This window comes from Dyadobacter sp. CY345 (assembly GCF_021502725.1).
GTDB lineage: Bacteria > Bacteroidota > Bacteroidia > Cytophagales > Spirosomataceae > Dyadobacter.
In genome coordinates this window covers 365,685-390,924 of the sequence record NZ_JAKFFS010000006.1, presented here as the reverse complement: position 1 = coordinate 390,924, position 25,240 = coordinate 365,685, and the positions used below count along the sequence as shown (strand labels likewise).

Below are 25,240 nucleotides of genomic sequence, written 5' to 3'. Positions count from 1 at the left end.
GAAACGTCTCTCTAAAAACTATCGACAGAACAAAGGTATATCAAGGTACTATGTTTTGCAAGGTACTAGGTGAAATATTTATTCGTTCTTGATGAGAGGCGTATAACTTACATGAATGGTAAGCGGATGGAAACAAACTCAATTTTATTGGTCAGCAAGTTTTCTTTCGATAAAAAAATTAATGACAAGGCTAAGTCCTCCAAAAAGAAATACCATAGAAAGAAAGGACGTTCCTTTGCTTAGACCATAAAATTGGTGCATAACATCACCGATTATAATGCCCAACGCAATTCCTACAAATAACATCCCGAATTTCAGGGTAGGGGAGATGGATTTGTTGTTACTAACAAAAATGGAGGCGTCGACTCCTCTTTCGATCATCGCTATACGTTCCTTATATCTGGTCATCAGAAATACATAAACAATCCCGAAAATTCCTGAGAATGCGCCAAGTGCTATCATGACGCTCATTGAAGTTGCACTCATATTGAAAAATGTTATTATTTGAAATTATTTACTGCATAAGACACGAGTGGTTTTAGCTTGGTTACAAGATTTTGTAAATTTAATTAGACAAAATTTCCCTCAATTATTGTAACCATCATAGTGCAACGAATGTCTAATCTGAAAATGACAGCCATGTGACCAACGGATGAAATATCGCGAAGATCAGATTTATATTGACAAAATAATTAACGGAGATTCTGCGTCTTATGCGTTTCTGGTAAACAGGTATAAGGATATGGCTTTCACGATCGCGCTCAGAATTATGCGAAATACCGAAGATGCCGAGGATGTTGCTCAGGAAGGATTTTTAAAAGCTTACCAACAACTTCACGCGTTCGAAGGAAAATCTAAATTTTCAACGTGGCTTTACACCATCATTTATCGGACGGCGGTGACAAAGCTACAAAAAAGAGGGGTGCCCGCATTTTCGGTTAACGAAGATATAAGTGGCTATTTTGAATCGTTGGAGACTCCACAAATGGAAGTTATGCACGCACAGGAACAAACAAAATTCATTAAACAAGCCATTGCCAAACTTCCTGAAATGGACGGGCTTCTGATCACACTTTTTTACATGAATGAGAATACCATTCGTGAAATAGAAGAAATTACCGGATTGTCTGCTTCGAATATCAAGGTGAAGTTATTCCGGGCGAGGAAAATACTGGAAGCTGAACTGCGTTTTTTATTATGAACATGAATATTTATGGAAAACGATAAAGAGTCGATATTAAAAAAACTCATTCAAAAGGCCGGAACGGAAGAAACCAAAAGTGATTTTACCAGTTTGGTAATGAAAAATATTGAGCTTGAAACGGAACTTGAATTTGTGAAAGAAAACAAGTTGCGGGTAGTTATAAATGATATTCAATTGGATAGTGCACCGCCATTGCTTCAAAGGAATATTCTGTCACAGATTGCATTTGCAGAGAAAACGGCAGCTGAGCCAATTATCAGCCGTCAGGTTTGGTATACGCTCGCCGCTTTGGCCGTTTTAATTCTGGCTTTTTGTGTTACTTCACCAGCCGATCCGTCGGCAGATAATGTTCCGTATTTTTCCAATACTCTAACAATTTCGGTTTTTGATTTTTTTATTAAAATCAACGTTTTACCTGTTATTTATCCCGCAGTTATTTTTGCATTGGCGGTGCTCGTCATGGGAGATTATTTTTTGCGGGCGAAAATGGAAAATATAAGAAGTTGACAACATACTGGTTTTGATGCTGCCAACTTCTTATTTAAAATTAACATTACTCACTCCGCAACGCCTTCACCGGATTCATCAAAGCCGCTTTAATACTTTGAAAACTAATGGTGATCAGGGCAATTAACACAGCCATTATACCGGCAACTGCGAAAATCCACCAGCTGATTTCTATGCGGTATGTATAATCTTTTAGCCAATTATCCATGGCGTACCAGGCTATTGGTGAGGCCAGAACGAGTGCGATCACAACCAGTCTTATAAAATCCACAGAAAATAACCCGAAGATATTGAAGGCTGACGCGCCGATAGCTTTTCTTATGCCCATTTCTTTTGTTCTTGATTCTGCCATAAAGGCGACTACACCATATAATCCCAGGCAGCCAATGAAAATAGCAATACCGGTCAGAATTCTGAATAGGGAAAATAGCTGCTGTTCTTTCTCATAAAAACTGTTCAAAGTCTCATCGAAGTAGGTATACTTGAACATGAATTCCGGAAAGGTATCCGTCCAAGCTTTTTCGATTTGCGCCAGTTGCGCCGGTGTGGCATTGGCGGTCATCTTGATGCTCAGCGTACGATAATTATCTCGGGCAGTTGTCAAAACACAGGGAATAATTTCACGGTGAAGACTGAATGTGTTAAAGTTTTTAACAACACCAACGATCGGTAATTTTACATTACTTCCGCCAATCGCCAGTCTTTTTCCAATGGCGTCCTGGGGATTCTTGAAACCCAGTTTTTTCACAAATGCCTCATTGACTACGTATTCACGCATGGTATCTGCCGGGAGATAAGTTCTTCCCGCGAGCAGTGCCAGTCCATAAGTGTTGATATAAGAGGTGTCTGCCGGGCGCATAACGATTTCAAAATCCAGCACTTCTTTATCATTTTCATAGGTAAAACTGGTTTGCCAGTTGCTCCGCGACATTGGCGTAAAGGCACTGAAACTGATGGATTTAATTCCGGGGATATCCTGTAATTTTGATTGTAAATTTTCCAGTTTTCCCTCTTTCTGTTCAGGAACCTGCAAGTTGATAATTTCGTCACGCGTAAAACCAACATCCATCGTCCGAAAATATTTCATCTGGCTATAAGCGATGATCGTGCCTATGAGAATAACCTGCGAAATTGTAAATTGCAAAACAATCAAACCTCTTCTCAAATTCGACTGCTGACTTCCCGTTTTACCCACTTTTCCTTTTAATGCCTGTATCGGCTGATATCCAGAAACAATTAACGCAGGATAGAAACCGGCCAAAAAAGTTGTGACAATACAAAGCACGAAAAGAAATGCCATTATCGTCGGGTCTGTAATAAACAAAACGCCCTGCGATTTTACATTCAGGATTTGCGAAACATAAGGCAATGAAATCTGAGCGACGATTAGCGCCAGGATTACTGATAACAAAGTAATGATTCCGGTTTCAGAAAAATACTGACGAAGTAACTGCCCGCGCGTGCTGCCCAGCACTTTTCTTACGCCAACCTCACGTGCACGGCGCAAAGCTTGTGCCGTTGCCAGATTGATAAAATTGACACACGCAGTAATTAAAATAAAACCTCCCACCAAAATCATCGACCAGATCATACTCTTACTGATCGTCCTTCCGGAGTAATTTTGCGTATAGGTTGAAAAGTGAATGTCGTCCAAGGGTTGTAGAATCCAGTCGTTTTCTGCTGCATCTTTCGGATCTCTGTATTTTTTTGCAAAAGCAGTCAACTGTTTTTCCATCTGGCCTTTACTTACAGATGCAGGAAGTTTAATGTACACCTGCCCGCCGCCATAGGTAGACTTCCAGTCGTCCCAATCCGTGTTTGCACCATATTCTTTCAGGGAAGAAAACGAGAGCAAAACAGTAAAAGGAAGACTTGTCGTCGTAGGTGGATTGTCGATAATCCCGGTCACGATGAAATCCATTGTGTTGCTGACCCGAATCGATTTGCCCATAGGGTCTTCCTCTCCAAAATATTTTTTTGCCTGATCAACACTTAAAACAACAGAGCCTGGATTTGTCAAGCTGGTTGCCGGGCTACCTTTTAACCACTTGTAAGTGAATACGTTGAAATATTCAGGATCAATAAAAGAAACTGAGTTATTGGGATCAATAAATTTCTTTCTTTTTTCTCCCTGACCAACGGTCACCAAAGCTTCTTTGGATGCATACGTGCAGGTTACTGTATTTCTTATTTCAGGAAAATCGTTGCGAAGTGCGGCAATGACAGGTAGTGGCGCACCCACATTATAACCTTTTTCTCCCCGCTGTTTATTTCGGTCTGCAAACCGGTAGATCCTTTCTCCATCGACATGATGTTTGTCAAAATTAAGCTCAAACCGTACTGTGAAAAATATCAGAAGACAGCACGCCAGTCCTAAGGTTAGTCCAGTAATATTAATTGCAGTAAAATTCCAGTTTCGCCGCAGATTGCGAAAGGAAGTGATCAGGTAATTTTTTATCATGGCTTCGTATTTGAAAGAGAACAATTTTGATGTTACAATTTTATGCCAATATCGGTTTTATTAGTTAAATCTTGGTAATCAACTAATTATGTTTTTAGTTATAAAAAATAAATGTCCGCTTTCGGACATTTATTTGTCTGAAAGCGGACATTCATTTTTTTTAATTAATTCACTCTAACCTCTTCCGTTGAAGCGGCCATAACCAGGATTGTTTTGATAAGCCATCCAACGTTGGCGTTGTACCGGAGTCAGAACAGCCATGATCTCTTTTTGTTTGTCCCATTCAAGCTGTTTGTAATTTTTAACTCTGCTGTTCGCCATCAAGCGATCATAACTGTTTTCTATTTTTTTAATTTTATTTGCTTGTTTCCGAGTCAATTTTACAACGTTGTCGAGTTTGTTGATCTGAAATTCTTCACGAGCGTTGTCTCTCGGTGCATTTTGAACGGCTCTGCCGCTGATAACAGCGCGTTGTGCGAAAGATTCTCCAACAGAAAGTGTTGCTAAAACGGCGATTGCTAAGATGTACTTTTTCATGGTTTCTATTGTTTAAATTTGTTTGTTATGTCTATTAGAGCGCATACAAATCAAATAGTTTAACCACTACATTTGCTCAATCTGCCAACTGGCACTATTACCAGATGAAACGCTTGACCACACCGACCAATCGCCGTTTTATTTTTTATACTTTCAACCGCTTATCATCAAAACCTGAATTATTCGCTTCGAAGCGACTTTACAGGATTCATAAGTGCTGCTTTGATACTTTGAAAACTGACAGTAAGAAAAGCAATCGAGACAGACAGCACAGCTGCGCTGACGAATATCCACCATTTGATATCCGTTTTGTAAGCAAAGTTTTCAAGCCATTTAAACATTCCATAGTAAGCCAGGGGCGAGGCGATCACAAACGCGATAACGACTAATTTCAGGAAGTCTTTGGATAAAAGTCCAACAATACTGCCAACGGACGCACCCATCACTTTTCTTACCCCAATTTCTTTTGTTCGCTGCATCGTACTGTAAGACGCCAGACCTAAGAGCCCAAGACAGGAAATGAAAATTGCCAGTATAGCGAAGTTGAAAAATAATTTCTCAAACCGTTCTTCGCCTCGGTATTGTCTGTCGAAAAATTCGTCCATAAAATAATAACTAAATGGCCGGTTCGGCATGGTTGCTTTCCATTTTTCCTCAATCGCTGCAACGGTGCCTTTTATATTGCTGCCATCAATTTTTACCGAAACAAGATCACTTCCGCCCGGTTCGATGCGCATCGTTAATGGTTTTATTGTTTCCTGTAAAGCACGGAAATGGAAATCCTTAACCACACCAACGATTTTTCCTTCACGTCCCCACTGCTTGAATCTTCTTCCAATGGCCTCCTGCGGCGTTTTGTAGCCAAACAATTTTACAGCCGCTTCATTCATGACCATCGCCTGGGTAGTATCCGTTCCAAACTCTCTGGAAAACGGCCGGCCAGCTACCATTTTCAACTGGAATTGAGGTATGTAATCGAAATCGACAAAATAGAGGTCAAGATTGGCAATTTGTAAATCGCCGCTTTTGTTTTCAATTTCCGAGTAGGCGCCAGGATTACCACTTCCCGGCACACTTGAAGATGCGGCGGTTGATTTTACGCCAGCGATATTGGTCAGCGATTGTTTGAAAGCTTCTCTTTTAGGATCACCCTCTGAATTTACGATGAGCATCTGATCTTTGCTGAAACCAAGGTCACGGTTCCGCATGAAGTTCATTTGCGTATAAACAACAAGCGTCGCGATGATCAACGCAATTGAAATGGCAAACTGAATTGTTACCAAACCTTTCCGCAACAATATTCCTTTTACGCTTGTGGTAAACCTTCCTTTTAAAACAACAACAGGTTCGAAAGAAGACAAAACCAGCGCCGGATATAGTCCAGCAACAAAACCAATCAGGATCGCCGCGATAAACATGCCACCTAAAAATGGCATATTGCTGAATATTCCAGTGCTGATGATTTTACCGGAAAGATTATTAAACAAGGGAATCAAAGCAGCAGAAAGTGCTACGGAGAAAATAAATGCGATCAGACAAATCAATATGGATTCGCTGATAAACTGGCGGGCCAAAAGCATTCGGGGTGCACCAACCACTTTGCGAATACCAACTTCTTTGGCTCTTTCGACGGAACGCGCCGTAGTAAGGTTGACAAAATTTATGCAGGCAATAAGTAAAATAAAGATCGCAACGGCTGAAAATACATACACATTATTAGCACTTCCCGTTTCCTGTCCACCTCTTGTCGAATGCAGGTATACGTCTCTTAGCGGTTCAAGAAATAAAGTATAATGCATCTTCATTTCCTTCATCATTTTTCCTGCACGGTTTTCCAGGAATGCCGGAAATTTTTTAACCAGCGCAGCACTGGTCGTCTGCGGTTTAAGCAGCAGATACGACGTAGCTCCAAAATTCCCCCATTGTTCGTCAAGGCCTTTGTTAAACCTTTGTGTCATGGTTGCCATGGACACAATCATGTCAGCTTTTATCTGTGAATTTTCGGGAATATCTTTGATCACACCGGTGACCGTTGCAGGCAGCCCCTCGCCGGACAATAGTAAAGTTTGTCCAAGCGGATCAGCATCCCCAAAGTACTTTTTCGCTGCTTTTTCTGTAAAAACAATGCTGAGTTGCTCTTTCAGTGCGGTTTTCGGATTTCCTTTTATTAATTCAAAATCAAAAACCTGAAACAAAGTTGAGTCTGCAAATATTGTTTTTTCTTCCTGAAATTTTATATCACCTTTTCTAACCAGAAAACTTCCGCCGCTGACGCGTGTAAATGCTTCTACTTCCGGGAAATCATTTTTAATATTAGGCGCAAAAGCCCAGCTTGTAACGCCAGTATTGATAGTTTCAGATGGCGTTTTGATATCCGTCACCAGCCTGTAAATCCGGTCAGACTTGCCATGAAAGGCATCATAACTTACCTCAAAATGCACATAAAGGAATATCAGAAAACAGGCGGACATGCCGACTGTTAATCCCAAAACATTGATAAAGGAAAACACCTTGTGTTTCCAGAGATTGCGCAAGGCAATTTTGAGATAATTTTTAAACATAAATTACTTATTATGGATGAGGATCAGCGAATGTATCAGATTTCGTCCACTATTTCAATAAATCTATGCCCGTTTTGTATCTAATTAATAATCAATAAAATACATATTTGATTAGCGTAAAAATTGTCCGTTTTCGAACAGTTTTGTTCATCGGTGAACGATCATGTATTTTAGATTCTTACCAGGTTTCCATTCCACATACAACGCTTTTCCTCATTACATAAGAATTTTGATAAACAACGTCAGGTAATTCCTGCATGTTATGATCCGTAAAGGATAAGCTGGAAATGAATACCAAACTCTATACGTCATCCAATCTTATAGTTTTGCGTCGCTATATTGTTTGGTAAAGTAATAAATATTGAAGTTGTGAAATTATCGAATAGAACCTATGAAATTATAGATTCTATTCGATAATTTATGGAATAGGTTTTGAAAATTATTTTATGATAACCACCTTGGACGTCATTACTTCACCATCTTTTCGAACAACTACCAGAATATAGTTTCCTGAAACTAGCGATTTGATATCTATTGTTTTGTTAACATTATTTCCATAAGCGCTGTAAACTGTATTGCCCTTTTGATTGTGCATTCTTACGCTTTTCACTTTGGCGAGATCCCCAACATTTATTGTGAGCACATCAGTTGCCGGGTTAGGAAAAACCAGCAGCTTGTCAGGCAAGTTGTCGAAGGTTACGCTTTGAATTTTGCTGAATGTGAAAGTTCCATCCTTATCGAACATTTTCAGTCGATAGAAATTCTCACCATTCGCGGCGTTTTTATCAGTGAAACTGTATTTTCTCAAAACAGAACTTTCCCCTTTTGATAATACCGTTCCGATCCTGTTCCAGTTTTTCGCGTTCAGACTATGCTCGATACTGAAACTTTCGCTGTTCGTTTCCTGCGAAGTTGACCATTTCAATAACGCTGATTTTTCATCTTTTACCACCGTAAAACTAACCAGTGTAACCGGAAGTGGATTTGGAGATATGGTGAGCGTGTAAGCTGCACTTTTAACACAAGTGCCTTGCGTTGCCGTCACAGTAACATTAAAGGGGCCAAGTTCAGTCGGTTTGCCGGTAATTTCCCCGGAAGATTGGTTAATCGACAAACCTGCCGGTAGGCCCGACGCAGAGAAAGTGAAGCCTGTCGATGAGAGAGAAATCGTCTGCGAATAATTAATGCTTACTGTTCCGGCGGCCAAAGTAGCGCCCGTAGCTGGTGTAAAAATAATGTCGGGGCAAGCTGGTTTTGCACAGTCTATTGATACACTTGTCAATACCGGTGTAACATTGCTGTTTGAAGATGTTAGGTCTGCGCGGTATTGAATGTATCTGGAAACTCCGCCAACCGTAGCTCCGCTGGATGCAATTGGCGTAAAAGTTGTCCAGGAATTGTCTGCGGGATCAGCAGAATTTCCCTGACGTTGGAATAATTGTACAGAAGTTCCAGCAGGAATGTCTGCCGTCCAACTTGCCTGTTGCCATTCTTTTTGAGTTCCTGCATCATAAACACGGGACATAAAACTTCCCGATGCCGGATAAGTGGAAGGTGTGACCCGAATCCAGTCCATCGATAATGCAGGGCCACCGACATTGTAATCACTCATGCCAATCCGCATAGGTGTTGATAAATTAATGTTGACGGTGCGGACTGAAACGCCATCTATAAAAAATTCAATGGAATTCACATTCCAGTCAATCCGGTATGTATGAGGAACACCCAAAACAATATTGGGGATTGTGAAATTATCAAAGCTGGAATTCGCGACCCTGGCCTGTAATTCGGTACTCGTATTATTGGTACTGAACATCGCCCAAATGGCAGTATTATTATACATATCGACATTATTTCCCGCCCCAAATCCTATATGCTGGAAAGGTGTCGCTCCAAAAGTTGCCCTGAATTCTATGGAAGTTCCCGGGCCAAATGTAGCAGTTTCCGGCTCTGTGTTGTATCTGGCGCCGTCGACAGCAATTTGTCCGTCAACGATCGTGCTGGTACCTCCGTTGTTCCATGGAAAACTTTGCCATTCACTCACAGGCGGTAAAGTTGTAAATTCTTCTGTTTTGGGTTTTAGACTTACACCAGCAGTCGTCACAACTGTGTTTGCTCCTACGTTTCCTGCGTTGAAATCGCTGGCTGTCTGGTCATCAAAACATGCGGCAACCGGTGTGGTAAAACTAAGCGGTCCGCTGATGCCGGGTTCAGTAGTACTATTCGCCTTCGCATCCGCCGACGTGACCTTGTAATAATAAATTGTTCCCGGCAAAAGTCCGGTTATCGTCAAACTGTGGTTTGTTACCAAAGTTGCAGTAGCGATATTTTGAGACAAGTCATCCGGCGAAGTACCGTAAACAACTTTGGAATCGGCCGGTTCATTGGTTGTCCAGGAAATCACGACGGATCCCGGGTCTGATTGCGTAGCGACGATATTTAGAATCTGCGGAGGAATATTATCCGACGTATAAGTAGCCACATAATTTCCTGATGCAGCCGGGAAGAATGCGTAAAGAATTCCTTTAATTGTCTCATTCACAAAAGTAACCGGGCTGCCGTTTACAGTAATACTACTTAATTCTCCATCAATAGCACGAACAGGTAACATCGCAAACATATTGTTGGAGCCAGATGCCGTTGTGATACTAAAATTCAAAACATTACCAGCCCAGGACATATTTCCGAAAGCAGAATTGTTCCGTCCATCCAGCCAGGTAAGCATCTGTTTAGCAGAAATAACAGGAACATTTCTCGACTGGGCCGAAGTGATAATCGCGTTCGAGCCGTCTGTACTGTTGCCACCGTTTAGGTCAGTATGCATATTAGCCGTAAAGACGCCATAATAGCCTTTTATGCCAATCGCATTATCCAGAAGCGAATTGATATGGGTCGCATAATTGATTCCGGATTCGTCGGTCAGTTGGGTCGCTGCCTGATAAACATCAATCATAGATCCATCCAGATCGGCAAAACGCATTGGCATTCCTGATCCTGTAAACATTCCCGGGCGATCCAAAATCCACGCTTGCGGCCAATAATAATAGTTTGCGTCCAGGCGTATGCCATTTTGCAATTCCACTTTTGGTTGCGTTGCCCAGTCGCTCCAGGCGATGCAATGCGTTCTGTTTGTAGTTGGTTCCAAAAGGCTTGGGAATTGGGTTGCAAAATTATTTAATTGGGTTGCAAGTAAGCTTGAAATACCAGCTTCGGTATAATTGTCGCAATTTGTATTTAAATGAAGCGCGATTTCAAATCCTTTTGCCTGAAAATTCGCGGCTTGCTCGTTTGTGATCGGTGTATTTGGATAAATATAGGAAGTACCGCGAACGGCAGTCCAGTTGTCGACAGCTGCCTGATCATTAGAAGAACTTTTGGCTAAATAATCATCAAACCGCCCAATCGTTCCGCCCGAAGCATGATCGTCGCCTGTCATAATCACCGCCGCTTTCAATTTGCGCGGCAGATACCAGAAACGCGGAAGAGGTTTTTTATGCAGATTCCCTTGCAAGATGATATTAGCCAATAGTCGCTGCTGCTCGTCAGCCTGAGGGATACTTACTTTTTCAAAATCAATCCAGTCAGGAAAAAATAGGTCATCTGACCGGATTGGCCCACTTTGTCCATCCCTTTTCTGGCCAGCCCAGGCAGGATTTCCCTGACGCGTGTAAACAATTGATTTTGCAAGATCATAGGTAAATGCAACAGCCTTTCCACCATTAGAACCAACTTCTCTGGAAGTGACAGCTGGGTTTTCTGTCGCTAAACCGGCATTGGAATATAAGGTTGCTATGCTCGTTGCTCCGCTAAGCGTATATAAATTGGCCTGACCGTGAAATTGAATAGTTTCTGAAACTATGCCAGTGCCCGGTGCGGTGGCAGTATTTACTTTGAGATATTTATCACTTAACAAACCGCTGACCGTCGTTAATCCCAACAATGAATTAAGCTGAGCGTCAGGCTTAAATGCGATTAAAGTACCGCCCGCATTCACCCAGTTCGTCAGCGCAGTAACAATCTCGGGAGTTAGAATAAATTCGCCCAGCAAGATTACATCGTAATTATTCAGCAAAGCGGGATTAGCGCCGATTTCGGAAATATCTTTTGCCGCAAACTCATTTAGTCCTTCGGCTCTCAATATTTCAACCGTATAGCGGCTAAAAGGATTTGTTGTAGAACTGATTACGAGAATCGGTCCACCCGGTCCATCGTTTGGTGAGGGTAGCATAACCGGTGCCGCCCTGGTTGTAAAGGTTGCACTATAATTTGCGGCCAGCGCATTACCGGTTATATCTTTTATCCGTGGATCTGCATTTCCTCCAATAATTTCTATGGTATAGGTAGTGGCGTAACTTAACGCAACGGTTGGAATAATTGTCGCTGAAAGTGTACTTACGTCATAAGCGATAGATGCGGGAACAACCGTTGTTCCGTTGAGCAGCCGCACTGTATTTGCAGAAACTGTGCCCGCATCCAGCGCCTCATTAAACGTTATCTTTATTTCGGGTGAAATATTTACGTTAGTAGTTCCGCTGGCCGGTAAGGTTGAAACGATCGCCGGAGGCGTAACGTCTGACTGCGTTCCCAGTTCAAAAACTACGTCGACATAATAATTGCTTGATTGGAAATTCTCATTTGGAAAAGTCGGAATTGCTGAATATTTGTAGACGCCATTCGGAACCGCATCAGTGTCAGCCAATCCTTTCAAATGACCATTGGTCTTCTCAGTCGTGAAATATGGATTCACAGACGAATAATAACCGGACGAGCTATGATAAGAAATAATGTAAGTTGTGTTGGCTGATATCGGTATCGGGGAAGAAAAATTTGCCTGCTGCCACCCTTCGGAAGTTTCGTTTGAAAAAACGATTTGAGCAAGTAAAGCTCCGCCGGCACTGTACAACTGTCCCGTATGTGTACCGATATTTTGAACATTTTTATAAAATCTTACACCCGTAACCAATCCACTGACATCAGAACTGAATTTCATTCCCAGCTGTATACTCTGACCATCATTGAAAACCTGAGAACCAGGGACATCTGTTGGCAAAAAAACAGTGCAGGGACAAACCTGAGCAACTGCCGCACCGACTGTAACATTTAAACTTGTTACAGGACTTAAATTACCTGAGTCGTCAACAACTCTTGCCATAATCGTAGCGGCTCCCGGGCTTGTGGGCGTCCAGGCGTACGTCCAGTTCAGGGTTCCAGCGGCAAGTCGCCAGGTCGTACCACCGTCCGTGGATATTTCGATCCCGGAAACTGTGGCGTTGTCCGAGGCAGTACCGGAAATGGTATACACTGCGTTGGCGGGAAAACTTGCGCCGCTTGTTGGTGAAGTTATCAACAGCGCTGGTACTTCTATATCAGTTGATTTTATTGCCGCGAGTAAATTAGATTGCAAACTCTTGGGCTGTACATTCATATCAGCAAATAAATTTACGGTTGCCTGCTGCATGGCTGGACTTACCGGCTCGCTTCCCCGGTCATGAACGTCGTCTAATCCCCATGACCATTGTACAGTCCCTGCCCCAAAAACCAGCGCACCGCTCGCCGATTTGTAGAGGCTGAGATGATGGGTTTTTCCATTAACAATTGTCTTGGATAAGATGACTCTTCCCGCCGGATAGGTCGATCGATAACTTTCCTGTTCCGGATTCCATTCGTAGCCAAGCGTATTCGCCGTCAGTGTTGCGGTCTGTCCGTTGTTTAATGCTGCGACACTAGTATTTCTCCAAAAACGCAGATTTTTATAATCGCTGGGCACTTCCATAGTGCCCGTAAAACCATCCCAGCTTAATTGTCCGCTTAATTTATTCTCCGGATTGCAGCCGTCGCTTCCAGGGAATTCGCAGCCACTTCGCCATAATCCGGTCCATTCGGTAGTGGTTTCATCACATTTTCCGTTACACTGATTTTCTCCCTGTGACCCCTCTTTGTAACAAACCAAAGTCCGGAATGGAGCATTCCCGGTGCTGATACTATTTTCGTAACGAGTTTTCCAATAAACCTCATTTCCACTGAAAAAGGCAAGATGAGTACCCGCATCTCTGGCAACTGTTACATTATTTCGCATTCCTTTTGACCAGTATTCGTCATGACCAACCGACATAAAAACTTTGTGGTTTGCGATAAGATTTCCACGACGATCTGAATCAATGTCGGTCGTATAGGTCACATCATAACCGTTTTTTTCTAAAAACCGGAGCATAGGATATTCAGAATTAAAAAGCCAGTCTTCCATTGCGCCGCCGCCGCCATTTCCTGCGCGGGTATAAAACGGGCGGTTATAGCTGACTTTCGAAGCCTTACCTCCTGAGACACCGCGGTATAAACTTTTTCCGTTGGTTTCAGTATCGCCATAAATATTATAGGCTTGCCAGGTCGCATCGGAGGTTTGGAAAAGTAAATCCGAATTGCTGGCGTCGTCTCGAACGATAAATGCAATATGACTTGATGCGGTCAAATCGTCATTGCGCGTCAGTTTAGCAATGTATATTCCAGAAACTGCATCAGCAGGGATTGGCCAGTTCGCAGATTCCGCCCAATTCCCACAATCCAGGAGTCCGGTACCAGGATTTGCAGCGTCGACAAAATCACTGGTGCAGGGGGATTGAGACTGTGGCAAAGTGGCCGTTACGATCCCGTCGCCTTGAAAGCGGGCTCCAAGTCCGCCATAATAACCAAGACGATAGACCTTTACCGTGTAACCAGATGCCGTGGTCTTTATTTTAAACCGGGCGATTTCTCCTTTATTATAACTGATATCAGTTGCAAATCCTTGAATACTAAGTGATCCTGAACCAGAGATATCCCATACCGAAGCCGGGCTTCCAGGCAGTGCATTCTCTGCAACAATTGCATTTGACTGCGCGTGAATCTGCATGAAACCTGAGATGAGGCAGCATAACAGCGTGAATACTAATCGAATAGCGGAGTTGAAAAACTTGAACATATCTGTTGTATTGAAAGTGAGAAAACTGAAAAGGTTTTAGAGCGTCCCTTTTTTTTATAAGGCACAAGAAGTCACTGGCTGCAAAAGTTACAGCGTGAGATTTGGATTGTCCCGGAAGCCTATGATCCTAAATTATGGATAATGATTATGGTCTTTTCTCGTGGGAAAATCGCAATGGGCTAAACAATCTTGGAATTGTGCGAAGATGACCCATCGCCTGTAGGAATGTAAATTTTGTGTCATTTTCTTTTAAGGTTAGGTTAAATAATGAAGCTAAAATGCACTTTTAGGATATTGAAAAGTTTTTGATTTTAACGCTTATATAAGTTAATTAAAAGACAATGTATCGAAATAATTTAAAATTTTATCAAAATTATTAAATATTTTCGTATTCGGTAACTTATTGATATTTAGCGAGATATAACATAAAAGTAATTCGTACGCGATATCTTAAATGTAGGTATTGTTTTAAACTCTTAGGGGTATACGTACTACATCTGAAAGATGTTCTCCTAATCAACAATGGCCCAAAAAATTTAACTTAAAACAAAAAAACCAGCCGGAAGAATGGAGTCATAATCCACTCTTCCGGCCGGTTTTTTATTGCCTGATGTTTAACTCAATTTGAACAGAAATCTATTCGCTTTTCAAAGCATTTATCGGATTTCGCAATGCCGCTTTGATACTTTGAAAACTGATCGTTAGCAATGCGATTCCAGCCGAAAGAAATCCGGCGCCGACGAAGATCCAGATAGAAATATTTGTATGATAAGCGAAATTTTCCAACCAGTTGTGCATGCCATACCAGGCAATAGGAGAAGCAATTATAATAGCGATCAACACCAGTTTAAGGAAGTCGTTTGACAGAAGCACAACCAGACTTGGAATGGAAGCGCCAAGTACTTTTCGAACACCTATTTCTTTCACACGAAGTTCTGCCATAAACATAGATAATCCGAGCAGACCAAGGCAGGAAATGAAAATGGCGATGCCGGCGAAAATTCCAAACAGAAGCTGCTGCGTTTGTTCACGGGCATACAACCTTCCAAATCGTTCATCCAGAAATTCATAGGAAAAGGGCTTGTCAGGAAACCGGCTCTCCCATACTTTTTTCATGTGATCAACAGAATTTTTAATATCACCGCCAGCGATCTGTACCGAAAGCCATCTCGGGTTTTCAGTTTGCATAAACATCACGATCGGCGCAACTTTTTGATGGAGTGATTCAAAATGATAGTCTTTGGTAACGCCTATAATCTGACCACGTACCTGTCCGTAACCAAAACGGTTACCGATCGCATCTTTTGCATTTTTCCAGCCCAGCATATGAACTGCTGTTTCGTTTAATATGAATCCTTCCGTTTTGTCGGTTCCAAACTTCTTTGAAAAGTTTCTGCCGGCAGCCATTTGAATTTTGTATGCAGGAATAAAATCTTCATCAACCGAAAGCGATTTAATATTGATATCAGACGGTGTCATCGAATCACCTTTCATTACATAAGCTTCCCAGGAATCAAGAAGCCGGACGGAAGGAATGCGGGAAGAGCGGCCCACTTCTGTAATGTTGCTGTTTTGCTTTAATTCCTGACTGATCGCCTCGAAATTAGTAGTAGAATCGGCAGGCGGGGAGAGCAGAATGACCTGATCTTTTGAATAACCCAGCTTATAATTTTGGATAAATTTCATTTGACTATAAACCACAGCAGTACTAATTATCAGCACAACAGCAATTGCAAATTGGGCCACGACAAGCGTTTGACGCAAACGCCCGTTTTTCAATGCCGAGGCTATTTTTCCTTTAAGCACACTTGTTGGCTGAAAAGAAGTTAGAAAAAATGCCGGATAACTTCCAGCAACGAGGCCGGTAAAAAGTGTTATAGAAATGACGATCGCGATGAAAGACGGCGTAAACAGCGAATTTGCAGTAAGCTGCTTTTGGGTAAAATCATTCAAAAACGGCAGGCATATTGCTACAATGGCAAATGCAAGAATCAGCGAAATGCAAACCAGCAAGATCGATTCACTCAGAAACTGGTTGATGAGCTGGCTGCGAACCGCACCAACGACTTTTCGCATACCAACTTCTTTTGCTCTTTTGGCTGATCGCGCTGTTGCCAGATTCATATAATTGATACAGGCAATAAGCAGGATAAAAATGGCAATTGCAGAAAACAAATAAACATATTGTATATCTCCGTTGGCTTCCATTTCAGAATCCAAGTGTGAATGAAGGTGAATATCAGTCAGTTTCGTCAAATTGAGTACTGACCAGGTCGAAGCTTTTGGATCAATATGTTTGTTCTGAAAAGCCGGAAATGCTTTGACGAGTTTTTCAGGATCATAATTTTTCGCCAGCAATAAAAACGTGGAAAAGGAATTATTCCCCCAATTCGAACGTAGGTTTTCAGCTCCATATACCCGGTCGTCAGCAAGTGTTGAAAACGAGATCAGGAAGTTTGGATGAAAGCTGGCTTGGGAGGGAAAAGGTTCGTAAACGCCGGTGACGGTATAATCAAACTCGTTATCAACCCGGATTGTCTTACCAAGCGGATTTTCCTTTCCAAAATATTTTTCTGCCATTGGTCTTGAAAACATAATGGAAAATGGATTAACCAGCGCGTTTGCAGGATTTCCTTGCAAAACATTGAATGAGAACACTTTGAAAACATTATCTTCCGCAGCGTAGATGTTTTCTTCATTAAAAATGTGCTCTCCATAACGAACCATCGCGTCTGTTTCGAGCAAACGGACAACTTGTTCTATTTCTGGAAAATCCTGCCGGATAAGTGGGCCGAAAGGTGGCGCGGCATGTCCCAGACGAAGCGATTCTGTTCCATCTTTGGAAAGGAAAGTCCGTGACAACCTGTAAATTCTTTCAGCATTTACGTTGTGCCGGTCATAACTCAGTTCATCTTTGACGTATAAAGTCAAAAGTAAAAAACATGCAAGACCAATGGCCACGCCTATAATATTGATAAAACTGAATGACTTGTGTTTTATAAGATTTCTGAACGCGATTTTAAAGTAGTTTTTTATCATGGCTAATAGATCTATCGGTTGCACCGAAGGTTAATACAATAATGTTATGCCATAACAATTATATGGCTTCTAACCGTGTTTTTCAGGCTTTGAATGTTCAAAACCGGACATTTTTGTTCGTAAGCGGACAGCTCAAACTGTCATCTGATTTCTAGTTTTTGTTAAAAATATCCGCTTATACCGGTAAGACTTTATAGTCTCTGTTGCGTTTTAAAACCATGACTTCTCAGAGCGTGGACTAAAAAATTACTATTAAAATAAAACTGAGTGAATTTTGTATAATTTTTACAATTTATTAAATTATATATTTGTTTTAATGGAATTTTGAACTTGACCTACCATGCGGTGTTTTCAAATCTTTGTCGCGATACTGGTTTGTACCTGCCTGTTCTCCTGCGGGCCGGAACTTCCCGCGGACGTGCAAATTGCATACGACGCATTACCGGAAAAGCTGGATTATAACCAGCACGTAAAACCTGTGCTTTCTGACAAATGTTTTGCCTGCCATGGACCGGACAAGGCGAAACAGAAAGCGGGTTTACGTCTTGATATTAAGGATGCTGCTTATGGAATGCTCCCGGAAAATCCGAGCAAGGTTGCTATAAATCCGGGCGAACTGGCAGGAAGTGAGCTTTATCACAGAATTATTTCCAACGATCCGAAATATATGATGCCAACCAAAGATTCACATCTGAGCCTGACCGCCAAAGAAAAGGCTGTTTTGATCAAATGGATTGAGGATGGCGCTGAATATAAGCCTCATTGGGCTTTTGTAAAACCTAAAAAACCAGATCTGCCTGAGGTAAAAGACCAAAAGTGGGTCGAAAATGCGATTGACCATTATATTCTCGCCAAACTTGAACAGGAAAAATTGACGCCTTCCTTGGAGTCCGACAAGGAGTTGTTGCTGCGCAGGGTTTCGCTGGATCTGACCGGGCTTCCACCAACGCTGGAAGAAATTAATACATTTTTGAATGATAAAAGCACTAATGCTTATGAAAAACAAGTTGACCGGCTTTTCAAATCACTTCACTACGGTGAGAAAATGGCCGTCGACTGGCTTGATCTGGCTCGTTTTGCAGATTCTCATGGGTATACTGTGGACAGGCTGCGTGACATGTCGCCGTATCGCGATTGGGTTATCAATGCCTTTAACAAAAACCTGCGCTACGACAAATTTGTGCAATGGCAGCTTGCGGGAGATTTAATGCCAAAGCCGACCAAGGATATGATTATCGCGACTGCCTTCAATCGGAATCATCAGCAAAATATGGAAGGTGGGATCGTGGAGGAAGAATTTCAGACGGAATATGTAATAGACCGAACTAATACTTTTGGTGATGCAATGCTTGGAATTTCCGTAGGCTGTGCAAAATGTCACGACCATAAATACGATCCTATCTCGCAAAAGAATTATTACCAGCTTTTTAGCTTTTTTAATAATGTAAAAGAAGCCGGGCAGATTTCCTGGGACGACGCATTGCCGACACCGACGTTGATGTTGCCGACCGATCAGCAGGAAAAAATGCTTCGGTTTATAAATTCCCGGATCGCTTCAGAGGAATTGGAGGTTGAGAAGGCAAAAGCGGCTTCTGAAACTGATTTTCAACAATGGATTAATAAGCAAAAATACAGGGAGTTGGGAACGGAAAACTTACCGAAACCGAATTTGCAGGCGCATTTTTCTTTTGAAAAAAACGCGTTAAGAAACGCTGTAAAGCCGAAACAAAAAGGTATCATGAAAAGAGAATCAGGGCAAACGGGAGATAACCCCGTTTTTGTGACCCATGACAACGGGCAAGCTTTGGTGATGAACGGTGATGTTTTTTTAGATCTTGACCAGACTGGTGTGTTCCGCCGTTCGCAGCCTTTCAGTATCGGTGTCTGGTTAAATATTCCGAAAGATCTTAAAGAAGGCGTGATCTTACATAAGTCTCAGGCTGAGCGACTTTATAATTTCAGAGGTTATCATTTATACCTGAAAGATGACAGGCTGGAACTCAATATGGCACATACCGCACCGTCTAACGCAATTACAAAAATAACGCAAAAGGGAATTCCCCGGGACCAGTGGATTCAGTTGACTGTCACTTATGATGGCTCGTCAAAAGCAGGTGGTTTTAATCTATTTCTTGATGGAAAAAAATGCGTAATGGAAACGACAATGGATCAGTTGACAAAAGATATTCTATTTAAAGTTGAAAAACAGCCTGGTTTGCAGATTGGTGGATGGTGGCGTGGATTGGGTTTTAAAGGTGGGAAGGTTGATGATGTAATAGTATATGACGGGGTCTTGACTGATTATGAAATCGGAATTCTGGCCCGGAAAAACTCCTGGGAAACAATCGTTGGTAAGGCAAAAGAACAAATGTCCAGGCAAGATATTGAGATATTAAAAGCATACTATTTCTCAGCACTATCTCCAAAAGTCATTTCGGCTTCCAATAAATTAACAAGAACGAGAACAATGCTGGCTGATTCTTCGGAAAATATTCGCGAGCTAATGGTCATGCAGGAAATGAATAAGCCGAAAAAAACTCATGTTCTTTTGCGCGGTAATTATGATGCGTTTGGTGAGGAAGTTTCGCCAAATACGCCTGAATCTATATTGAAATTCCCGAAAAATCTTCCTAAAAACAGATATGGTCTTGCGCTTTGGTTGACAGATCAAGAAAATCCGCTGACGGCCAGAGTCGCTGTAAACCGTTTCTGGCAAAATTTCTTTGGAACCGGAATTGTCAAAACCACCGAAGATTTTGGCAATCAGGGCGAGCTTCCGAGCCACCCTGAACTGCTAGACTGGCTGGCAATCAGTTTTCAGGAATCGGGTTGGGACGTTAAAAAATTAAATAAAATGATTGTCATGTCGTCAACTTACTGTCAGGACTCAAAAACCTCCAAAGAAAATCGGGATAAAGATCCTGAAAACAGATTATTGGCCCGCGGGCCTTCTAACCGGATGACTGCTGAAATGATCCGCGATAATGTATTGATGGCCAGTGGATTGATAAACGACAAAATTGGCGGGGAAAGTGTGAAACCATACCAACCCGACGGGTTATGGGAAATAAATAACACGACTTACAAGCCGGATTCCGGTAAGATTGTTTACCGAAGGAGTTTATATGTGATCGTAAAAAGGTCTGTTCCCAATCCCACACTTTCCACATTCGACGCGACGTCCCGAAGTTTTTGCGTTGTCAGAAGACAGAAAACCAATACACCGTTACAGGCTTTGGTGACACTGAATGATATAACTTTTGTAGAAGCGATGAAAGTATTGGGAGAGAAAATGAGCCGGATTTCTGATAACAGACAGGCTATTATTATGGCATATAGAAAACTTACCGGCCGGAAGCCTTCTGTAAAAGAGATTGATTTGCTTGAAACAATGCAAAGGAGCGAATATCAAAAATTTAAAAAATCACCTCAAAAAGCAGTCGGCTGGCTTAGCGCGGGACAAGTCAGCATTGATAAAAAATCAGACGTAGCTTCGATAGCTGCAAACGCGGTAGTCGCAAGTACCATATTGAATTCGGACGCAACATTGACCAAAAGATAATCTATGTCACAGCATCACGACGAAGAATTTAGACTGAATGGTCCCGAATTTGACCAACTGAATAAAAAGCTGGACAGGCGGCGTTTTCTAACCAAAACATCGCTGGGATTAGGTGCGCTTGCCATGGGTTCGCTGCTGGGTGCCGGAAAGATTTTGAATACATCGCAGGTATCTGCGCCGGAAAACGCTACGGATTTTGAACAGGAAATACTTAAAGCATTGCCCCATATTGCTCCGAAAGCAAAACGGGTGATTTATCTGTTTATGAGCGGCGGTCCGTCTCAGTTTGAGACGTTTGATTACAAACCGAAATTGGTAGATCTGGCTGGTCAGAATCTTCCTGATTCAGTTCGTCAGGGGCAGCGGCTTACCGGTATGAGTGCCAATCAAAGCGCACTTCCGATGGTACCTTCAATATATAAATTTAATCAGTTTGGAAAAAGTGGAACCTGGGTCAGTGAGCTGTTGCCGCATACTGCGAAAGTTATAGACGAGCTTTGCATCATTAAATCAATCCATTCCGAAGCGATCAACCACGATCCGGCCATTACCTTTTTTCAAACCGGAAACCAGCTTCCCGGAAGGCCGTCGATTGGCTCCTGGGTAAGTTACGGTCTTGGGTCAGACAATCAGAACCTTCCGACTTTTATTGTTTTGGTTTCGAAAAACGGATCGAAAGATCAGCCCTTGTATGCGCGTCTTTGGGGTAACGGTTTTTTGCCCTCCAAACATCAGGGCGTACAATTTCGATCAGGAAAAGACCCGGTTTTGTTTTTAAATAATCCCGAAGGTTATGACGGAACAGATCGGAAAGAAATGCTGGACTATCTGAAAAAACTGTATCAGTTACAAAATGAAGCCTATGGTGATCCCGAAGTAGATGCGCGGATTTCTCAGTACGAAATGGCATACCGGATGCAAACCTCAGTGCCCGAAGTGATGGATACAAAAGATGAACCTGACGAGGTGTTTGAGCTTTATGGCCCCGACAGCCGTGATGCCGGAACTTATGCTGCAAATTGCATTCTGGCAAGAAAACTGATTGAGAAAGACGTCAAATTTGTTCAGCTGTATCATCAGGGCTGGGATAACCATGGGGGTTTGCCAAAAGGTATTGCGCATCAGTGTAAAAACACAGATCAGCCAACGGCAGCGTTGATTATGGATTTGAAAAGGAGAGGGCTTCTGGAAGATACGCTTGTGATCTGGGGTGGTGAATTTGGGCGGACGGTATATTCTCAGGGTAAGCTTACGGCTGACGATTACGGGCGAGATCATCACCCCAGATGTTTTACGATGTGGATGGCAGGGGCAGGAGTGAAGCCAGGTATCAGTTATGGTGAAACAGATGATTTTAGTTATAATATCGTGAAGGACCCGGTTCATGTACATGATTTTCAGGCTACCCTAATGCACCTGATGGGCGTTGACCACGAGCGCCTGACCTACAAATTTCAGGGGCGACGATTCCGGCTTACTGACGTACATGGATCCGTTGTGAGGGATATTTTGTCTTGAAAATCATTCTTTATCGCTGCGTTCAACGTTTTGTTAATGACAAAAAAAAATAGTCATGCTCCGGATAGATGTATAGAGCATGGCTATTTTTTTATATTGAATACAGTTAAACCGGCTGTTAATCTTGAATCTGTTTATTATGTTTTAGAGACTCATACCTCCGTCTACGAAAATATTTTGCCCGGTTATAAACTTTCCGGCATCAGAGCAAAGAAAGAGCGCCATACCTGCACAATCTTCGGGTACGCCGATTTCGCCTGATGGCGTATGCAACCGTTGAAGAATTCTTTCATCTGCCTCGGGTACGTGCTCGTCAATCCGTGGTGTCGAAATAACGCCGGGCGCCAGGTTGTTTACTGTAACTCCCTTATCTGCAAGCTGCATAGCAATATTTTGTACGAGATTTAAAACAGCAGATTTCATGGCAGCATACGCGATCATGTTCGGGTGTGGTTTTACCTGCTGTACGCTGCCTATGGTTAGAATTCTGCCCCAATTTCTTTCAACCATTGCAGGAGCTAAATACTGCATCAGGAAAAATGTTGATTTAAAATTTGCTTCTATATGATCGTCAAAATCAGCGGGTGTGTAATCTTGCCAATTCTTAGCTTTTTGTATTGAAGCATTCAGCACTAGGATATCAACCTTTTCTACTTTTTCCATGATAGAGTCATAGAATTTTTTTACTCCGTTTTTATCTGTAAAATCTGCCTGAACTATATGAACATCGACTTTGTATTTCTCCTTTAAGTAAGCGGCAATTTTTTCAGCATCTTCTTCGCCATCGTGGTGATGCAAGACAATATTAGCCCCAAATTCTGCAAATGTGTTTGCTATTCCTTCACCGATTCCCTGGCTTGAACCTGTTATAACAGCAGTTTTTCCGGTTAGATTAAGTTTTTCTGAAAACATATTTTTCACGTTAAGTAAGTAATTCTTATCCCTGTATAACTGACAAAAGCTCCCTGGATCAGACTTGCCTGATAACAGAGAGCAGCTTTGCCTTTAAAAGCCTCCTATAAATTTCCTACACTTGAAGCAAAATTGTCTTCGTCATCATCATTAAGATCACTGTCTTCATGAACAATACCGCCAATGAAGTTTATTAAATCCTGATTTAATCTTTCTTTTTCAGTGATAAAGAGTCCGTGCGGCGCACCTTCATAGACGATGTATTGTGCCTCCGGTAGCAGTTCAGATGTTTTCTGTCCGCTCACTTCGATAGGGACAGTCTTGTCAGCATCACCATGAATGATCAATACGGGTATTTTTATTTCTGCCAAGTCTGCACGGAAGTCAGTTTCGCTAAAAGATCGTATACAACGGCTGGTCGCCCGTCCCGATGCCTGCAAAGCCAGAGCGTTATGCCATATCAGTATTTCATCGCTTACGTTGGAGTTCAGGAAAGAGTTGCCATAGAATGATTTGGCAAATTCAGCAAGGAATTTAGGTCTGTCGTCCTCGGCACTTTCTACGAATCCATCAAACATTTCCTTTGGAAGACCATCCGGATTATTGTCTGTTTTCAGCATAAATGGAACAACAGAACTTATCAGAGCAACGCGCGCTATTCTCTTGTCGCCGAATTGCGAAAGGTAACGGACAACTTCTCCACCGCCCATAGAAAATCCGACAAGTGTGACATCATAAAGATCCAGCTCTTCCAAGACAGCATTTAAGTCGGAAGCCAGCGTATCGTAATCATAACCATCCCATGGCTTATCAGATTTTCCAAAGCCGCGACGATCATAACCGATACAGCGTATGAAATGTTTCGGCAAAACGTTAAACTGGTATTCCCACATTTCACTGCTTAAAGGCCATCCGGCTATAAACACAACCGGTTTTCCCTGTCCGACATCCTGAACAAATAACTTAACAGGCGTCTCGCTTGTATTTGACGAAGATTCTATGAAATTCATAACGATGTAAAATTTAGAATTTAGTTTGATGAAAAAGCCCGCTTTAAGAAATTATAAGTCAGGTAAATCGGCATTTAAAATAATCATTCCAAAATTTGAATAACTCTTGGGGCCAGCTTTTTGCGTCGTGTAAAAACTATTTTTTTTCGATAAAGTGTTAGAATCCGTTGTAATCTGTCGCCCAAGTCTATCAAATTATTTCACCTCCATTGTTAAGAATATTCTATCACGAATAAGTAATTCAATAATGTTTTGAATTAATAAGAAAACTTAATAAATTTTATAATTAATTGTAAATAAGGGTCATTGTGGGTACGCACACGTTATTTTAGCTTAGATAATGTGATTTATAAAAATATAAGTTAGATTTTTACTTAAATCCTTGAAACTTGGAAAATCTTTACACTTATATAAAGCTTCATTACCCCGAAACATCTGAAAAAAATTGGGATGCCTTAATTAAGGTTTTAACGACGCGCCATTTTCAGAAAGGGGAGGCGTTGCTGAAAACCGGTGAACTCTGTAAATCCATTTTCTACATTGAAACTGGGTATTGCAGAGCTGTTTACAGCCACGAAGGTCAGGAGCTGAACACCAATTTCTATTTCGAAAATGAATTAGCTACAAACATACGCAGTCTGAAGCAAGAAAAAGGATCGGAGTATGCCATCCTGGCTGAGGAAGATTTGGAAGCAGTTATATTCGATAAGGATAAGCTTTATGAACTTTTCAGCCGGTCATCGGAAATCGATGCCATGGGTCGGAAACTCATGGAAGGTGTTTTAGCCCGGCAGGAGGAACAGGCGAAATTATTTAAACTTGACACAGCCAGGAAGCGATACGACTACATGCTCCTTATCCAACCTCAAATCGTAGAACGGGTTCCTTTGGAACATATCGCGTCTTATCTGGGTATCAGTTTGGACACACTTCTTCGAATTCATCCAGAGAAATAATTATCTGTTCCATCGAAA

At 41.9% G+C, this 25,240-nt stretch carries 13 protein-coding genes; 5 read left to right on the top strand and 8 right to left on the bottom strand.

Annotated features, from left to right (window positions below; translation table 11 throughout):
• Positions 1-144: 144 nt before the first annotated feature.
• Positions 145-486, bottom strand: coding sequence for a DUF6249 domain-containing protein (locus tag L0657_RS24785; protein ID WP_235153468.1), 342 nt, complete (start codon positions 484-486; stop codon positions 145-147).
• Between the two features lie 166 nt (positions 487-652).
• Here L0657_RS24785 and L0657_RS24780 point away from each other — a divergent pair, with 166 nt between their 5' ends.
• Both L0657_RS24780 and L0657_RS24775 read left to right on the top strand, forming a co-directional pair.
• On the top strand, positions 653-1,201 hold the full coding sequence (locus tag L0657_RS24780) for an RNA polymerase sigma factor (protein WP_235153467.1): 549 nt from the start codon (positions 653-655) through the stop codon (positions 1,199-1,201).
• Positions 1,202-1,213: 12 nt separating this feature from the next.
• Positions 1,214-1,711 (top strand): hypothetical protein, encoded by a 498-nt coding sequence (locus L0657_RS24775; protein ID WP_235153466.1) that lies wholly within the window; start codon positions 1,214-1,216, stop codon positions 1,709-1,711.
• A 46-nt stretch (positions 1,712-1,757) separates the two neighbouring features.
• On the opposite strand, the gene L0657_RS24770 is transcribed toward L0657_RS24775, so the two are convergent.
• The 5 genes from L0657_RS24770 to L0657_RS24750 form a co-directional block, all read right to left on the bottom strand.
• Positions 1,758-4,172, bottom strand: coding sequence for an ABC transporter permease (locus tag L0657_RS24770; RefSeq protein WP_235153465.1), 2,415 nt, complete (start codon positions 4,170-4,172; stop codon positions 1,758-1,760).
• A gap of 174 nt (positions 4,173-4,346) precedes the next feature.
• On the bottom strand, positions 4,347-4,709 hold the full coding sequence (locus tag L0657_RS24765; RefSeq protein WP_235153464.1) for a hypothetical protein: 363 nt from the start codon (positions 4,707-4,709) through the stop codon (positions 4,347-4,349).
• A gap of 179 nt (positions 4,710-4,888) precedes the next feature.
• Complete coding sequence (locus L0657_RS24760; protein ID WP_235153463.1) at positions 4,889-7,270, bottom strand: ABC transporter permease; 2,382 nt, start codon at positions 7,268-7,270, stop codon at positions 4,889-4,891.
• A gap of 439 nt (positions 7,271-7,709) precedes the next feature.
• Positions 7,710-14,156, bottom strand: coding sequence for a N,N-dimethylformamidase beta subunit family domain-containing protein (locus tag L0657_RS24755; RefSeq protein ID WP_235153462.1), 6,447 nt, complete (start codon positions 14,154-14,156; stop codon positions 7,710-7,712).
• Between the two features lie 705 nt (positions 14,157-14,861).
• Positions 14,862-17,264, bottom strand: a complete 2,403-nt coding sequence (locus L0657_RS24750) for an ABC transporter permease (protein ID WP_235153461.1) — start codon at positions 17,262-17,264, stop codon at positions 14,862-14,864.
• Positions 17,265-17,604: 340 nt separating this feature from the next.
• Between L0657_RS24750 and L0657_RS24745 the strand changes: the two genes are divergently transcribed.
• A complete protein-coding gene (locus L0657_RS24745) occupies positions 17,605-20,826 on the top strand; it encodes a DUF1553 domain-containing protein (RefSeq protein WP_235153460.1) in 3,222 nt (1,073 codons plus the stop codon).
• A gap of 3 nt (positions 20,827-20,829) precedes the next feature.
• Positions 20,830-22,344, top strand: a complete 1,515-nt coding sequence (locus L0657_RS24740; RefSeq protein ID WP_235153459.1) for a DUF1501 domain-containing protein — start codon at positions 20,830-20,832, stop codon at positions 22,342-22,344.
• Positions 22,345-22,488: 144 nt separating this feature from the next.
• Here the strand turns inward: L0657_RS24740 and L0657_RS24735 are convergent, their stop codons facing one another.
• Positions 22,489-23,256, bottom strand: a complete 768-nt coding sequence (locus L0657_RS24735; protein WP_235153458.1) for an SDR family NAD(P)-dependent oxidoreductase — start codon at positions 23,254-23,256, stop codon at positions 22,489-22,491.
• Between the two features lie 104 nt (positions 23,257-23,360).
• A complete protein-coding gene (locus tag L0657_RS24730; protein ID WP_235153457.1) occupies positions 23,361-24,266 on the bottom strand; it encodes an alpha/beta fold hydrolase in 906 nt (301 codons plus the stop codon).
• Positions 24,267-24,655: 389 nt separating this feature from the next.
• Between L0657_RS24730 and L0657_RS24725 the strand changes: the two genes are divergently transcribed.
• Entirely contained in the window at positions 24,656-25,222 is a 567-nt protein-coding gene (locus tag L0657_RS24725) for a Crp/Fnr family transcriptional regulator (RefSeq protein ID WP_235153456.1), read from the top strand.
• The last annotated feature ends 18 nt before the right edge of the window (positions 25,223-25,240 follow it).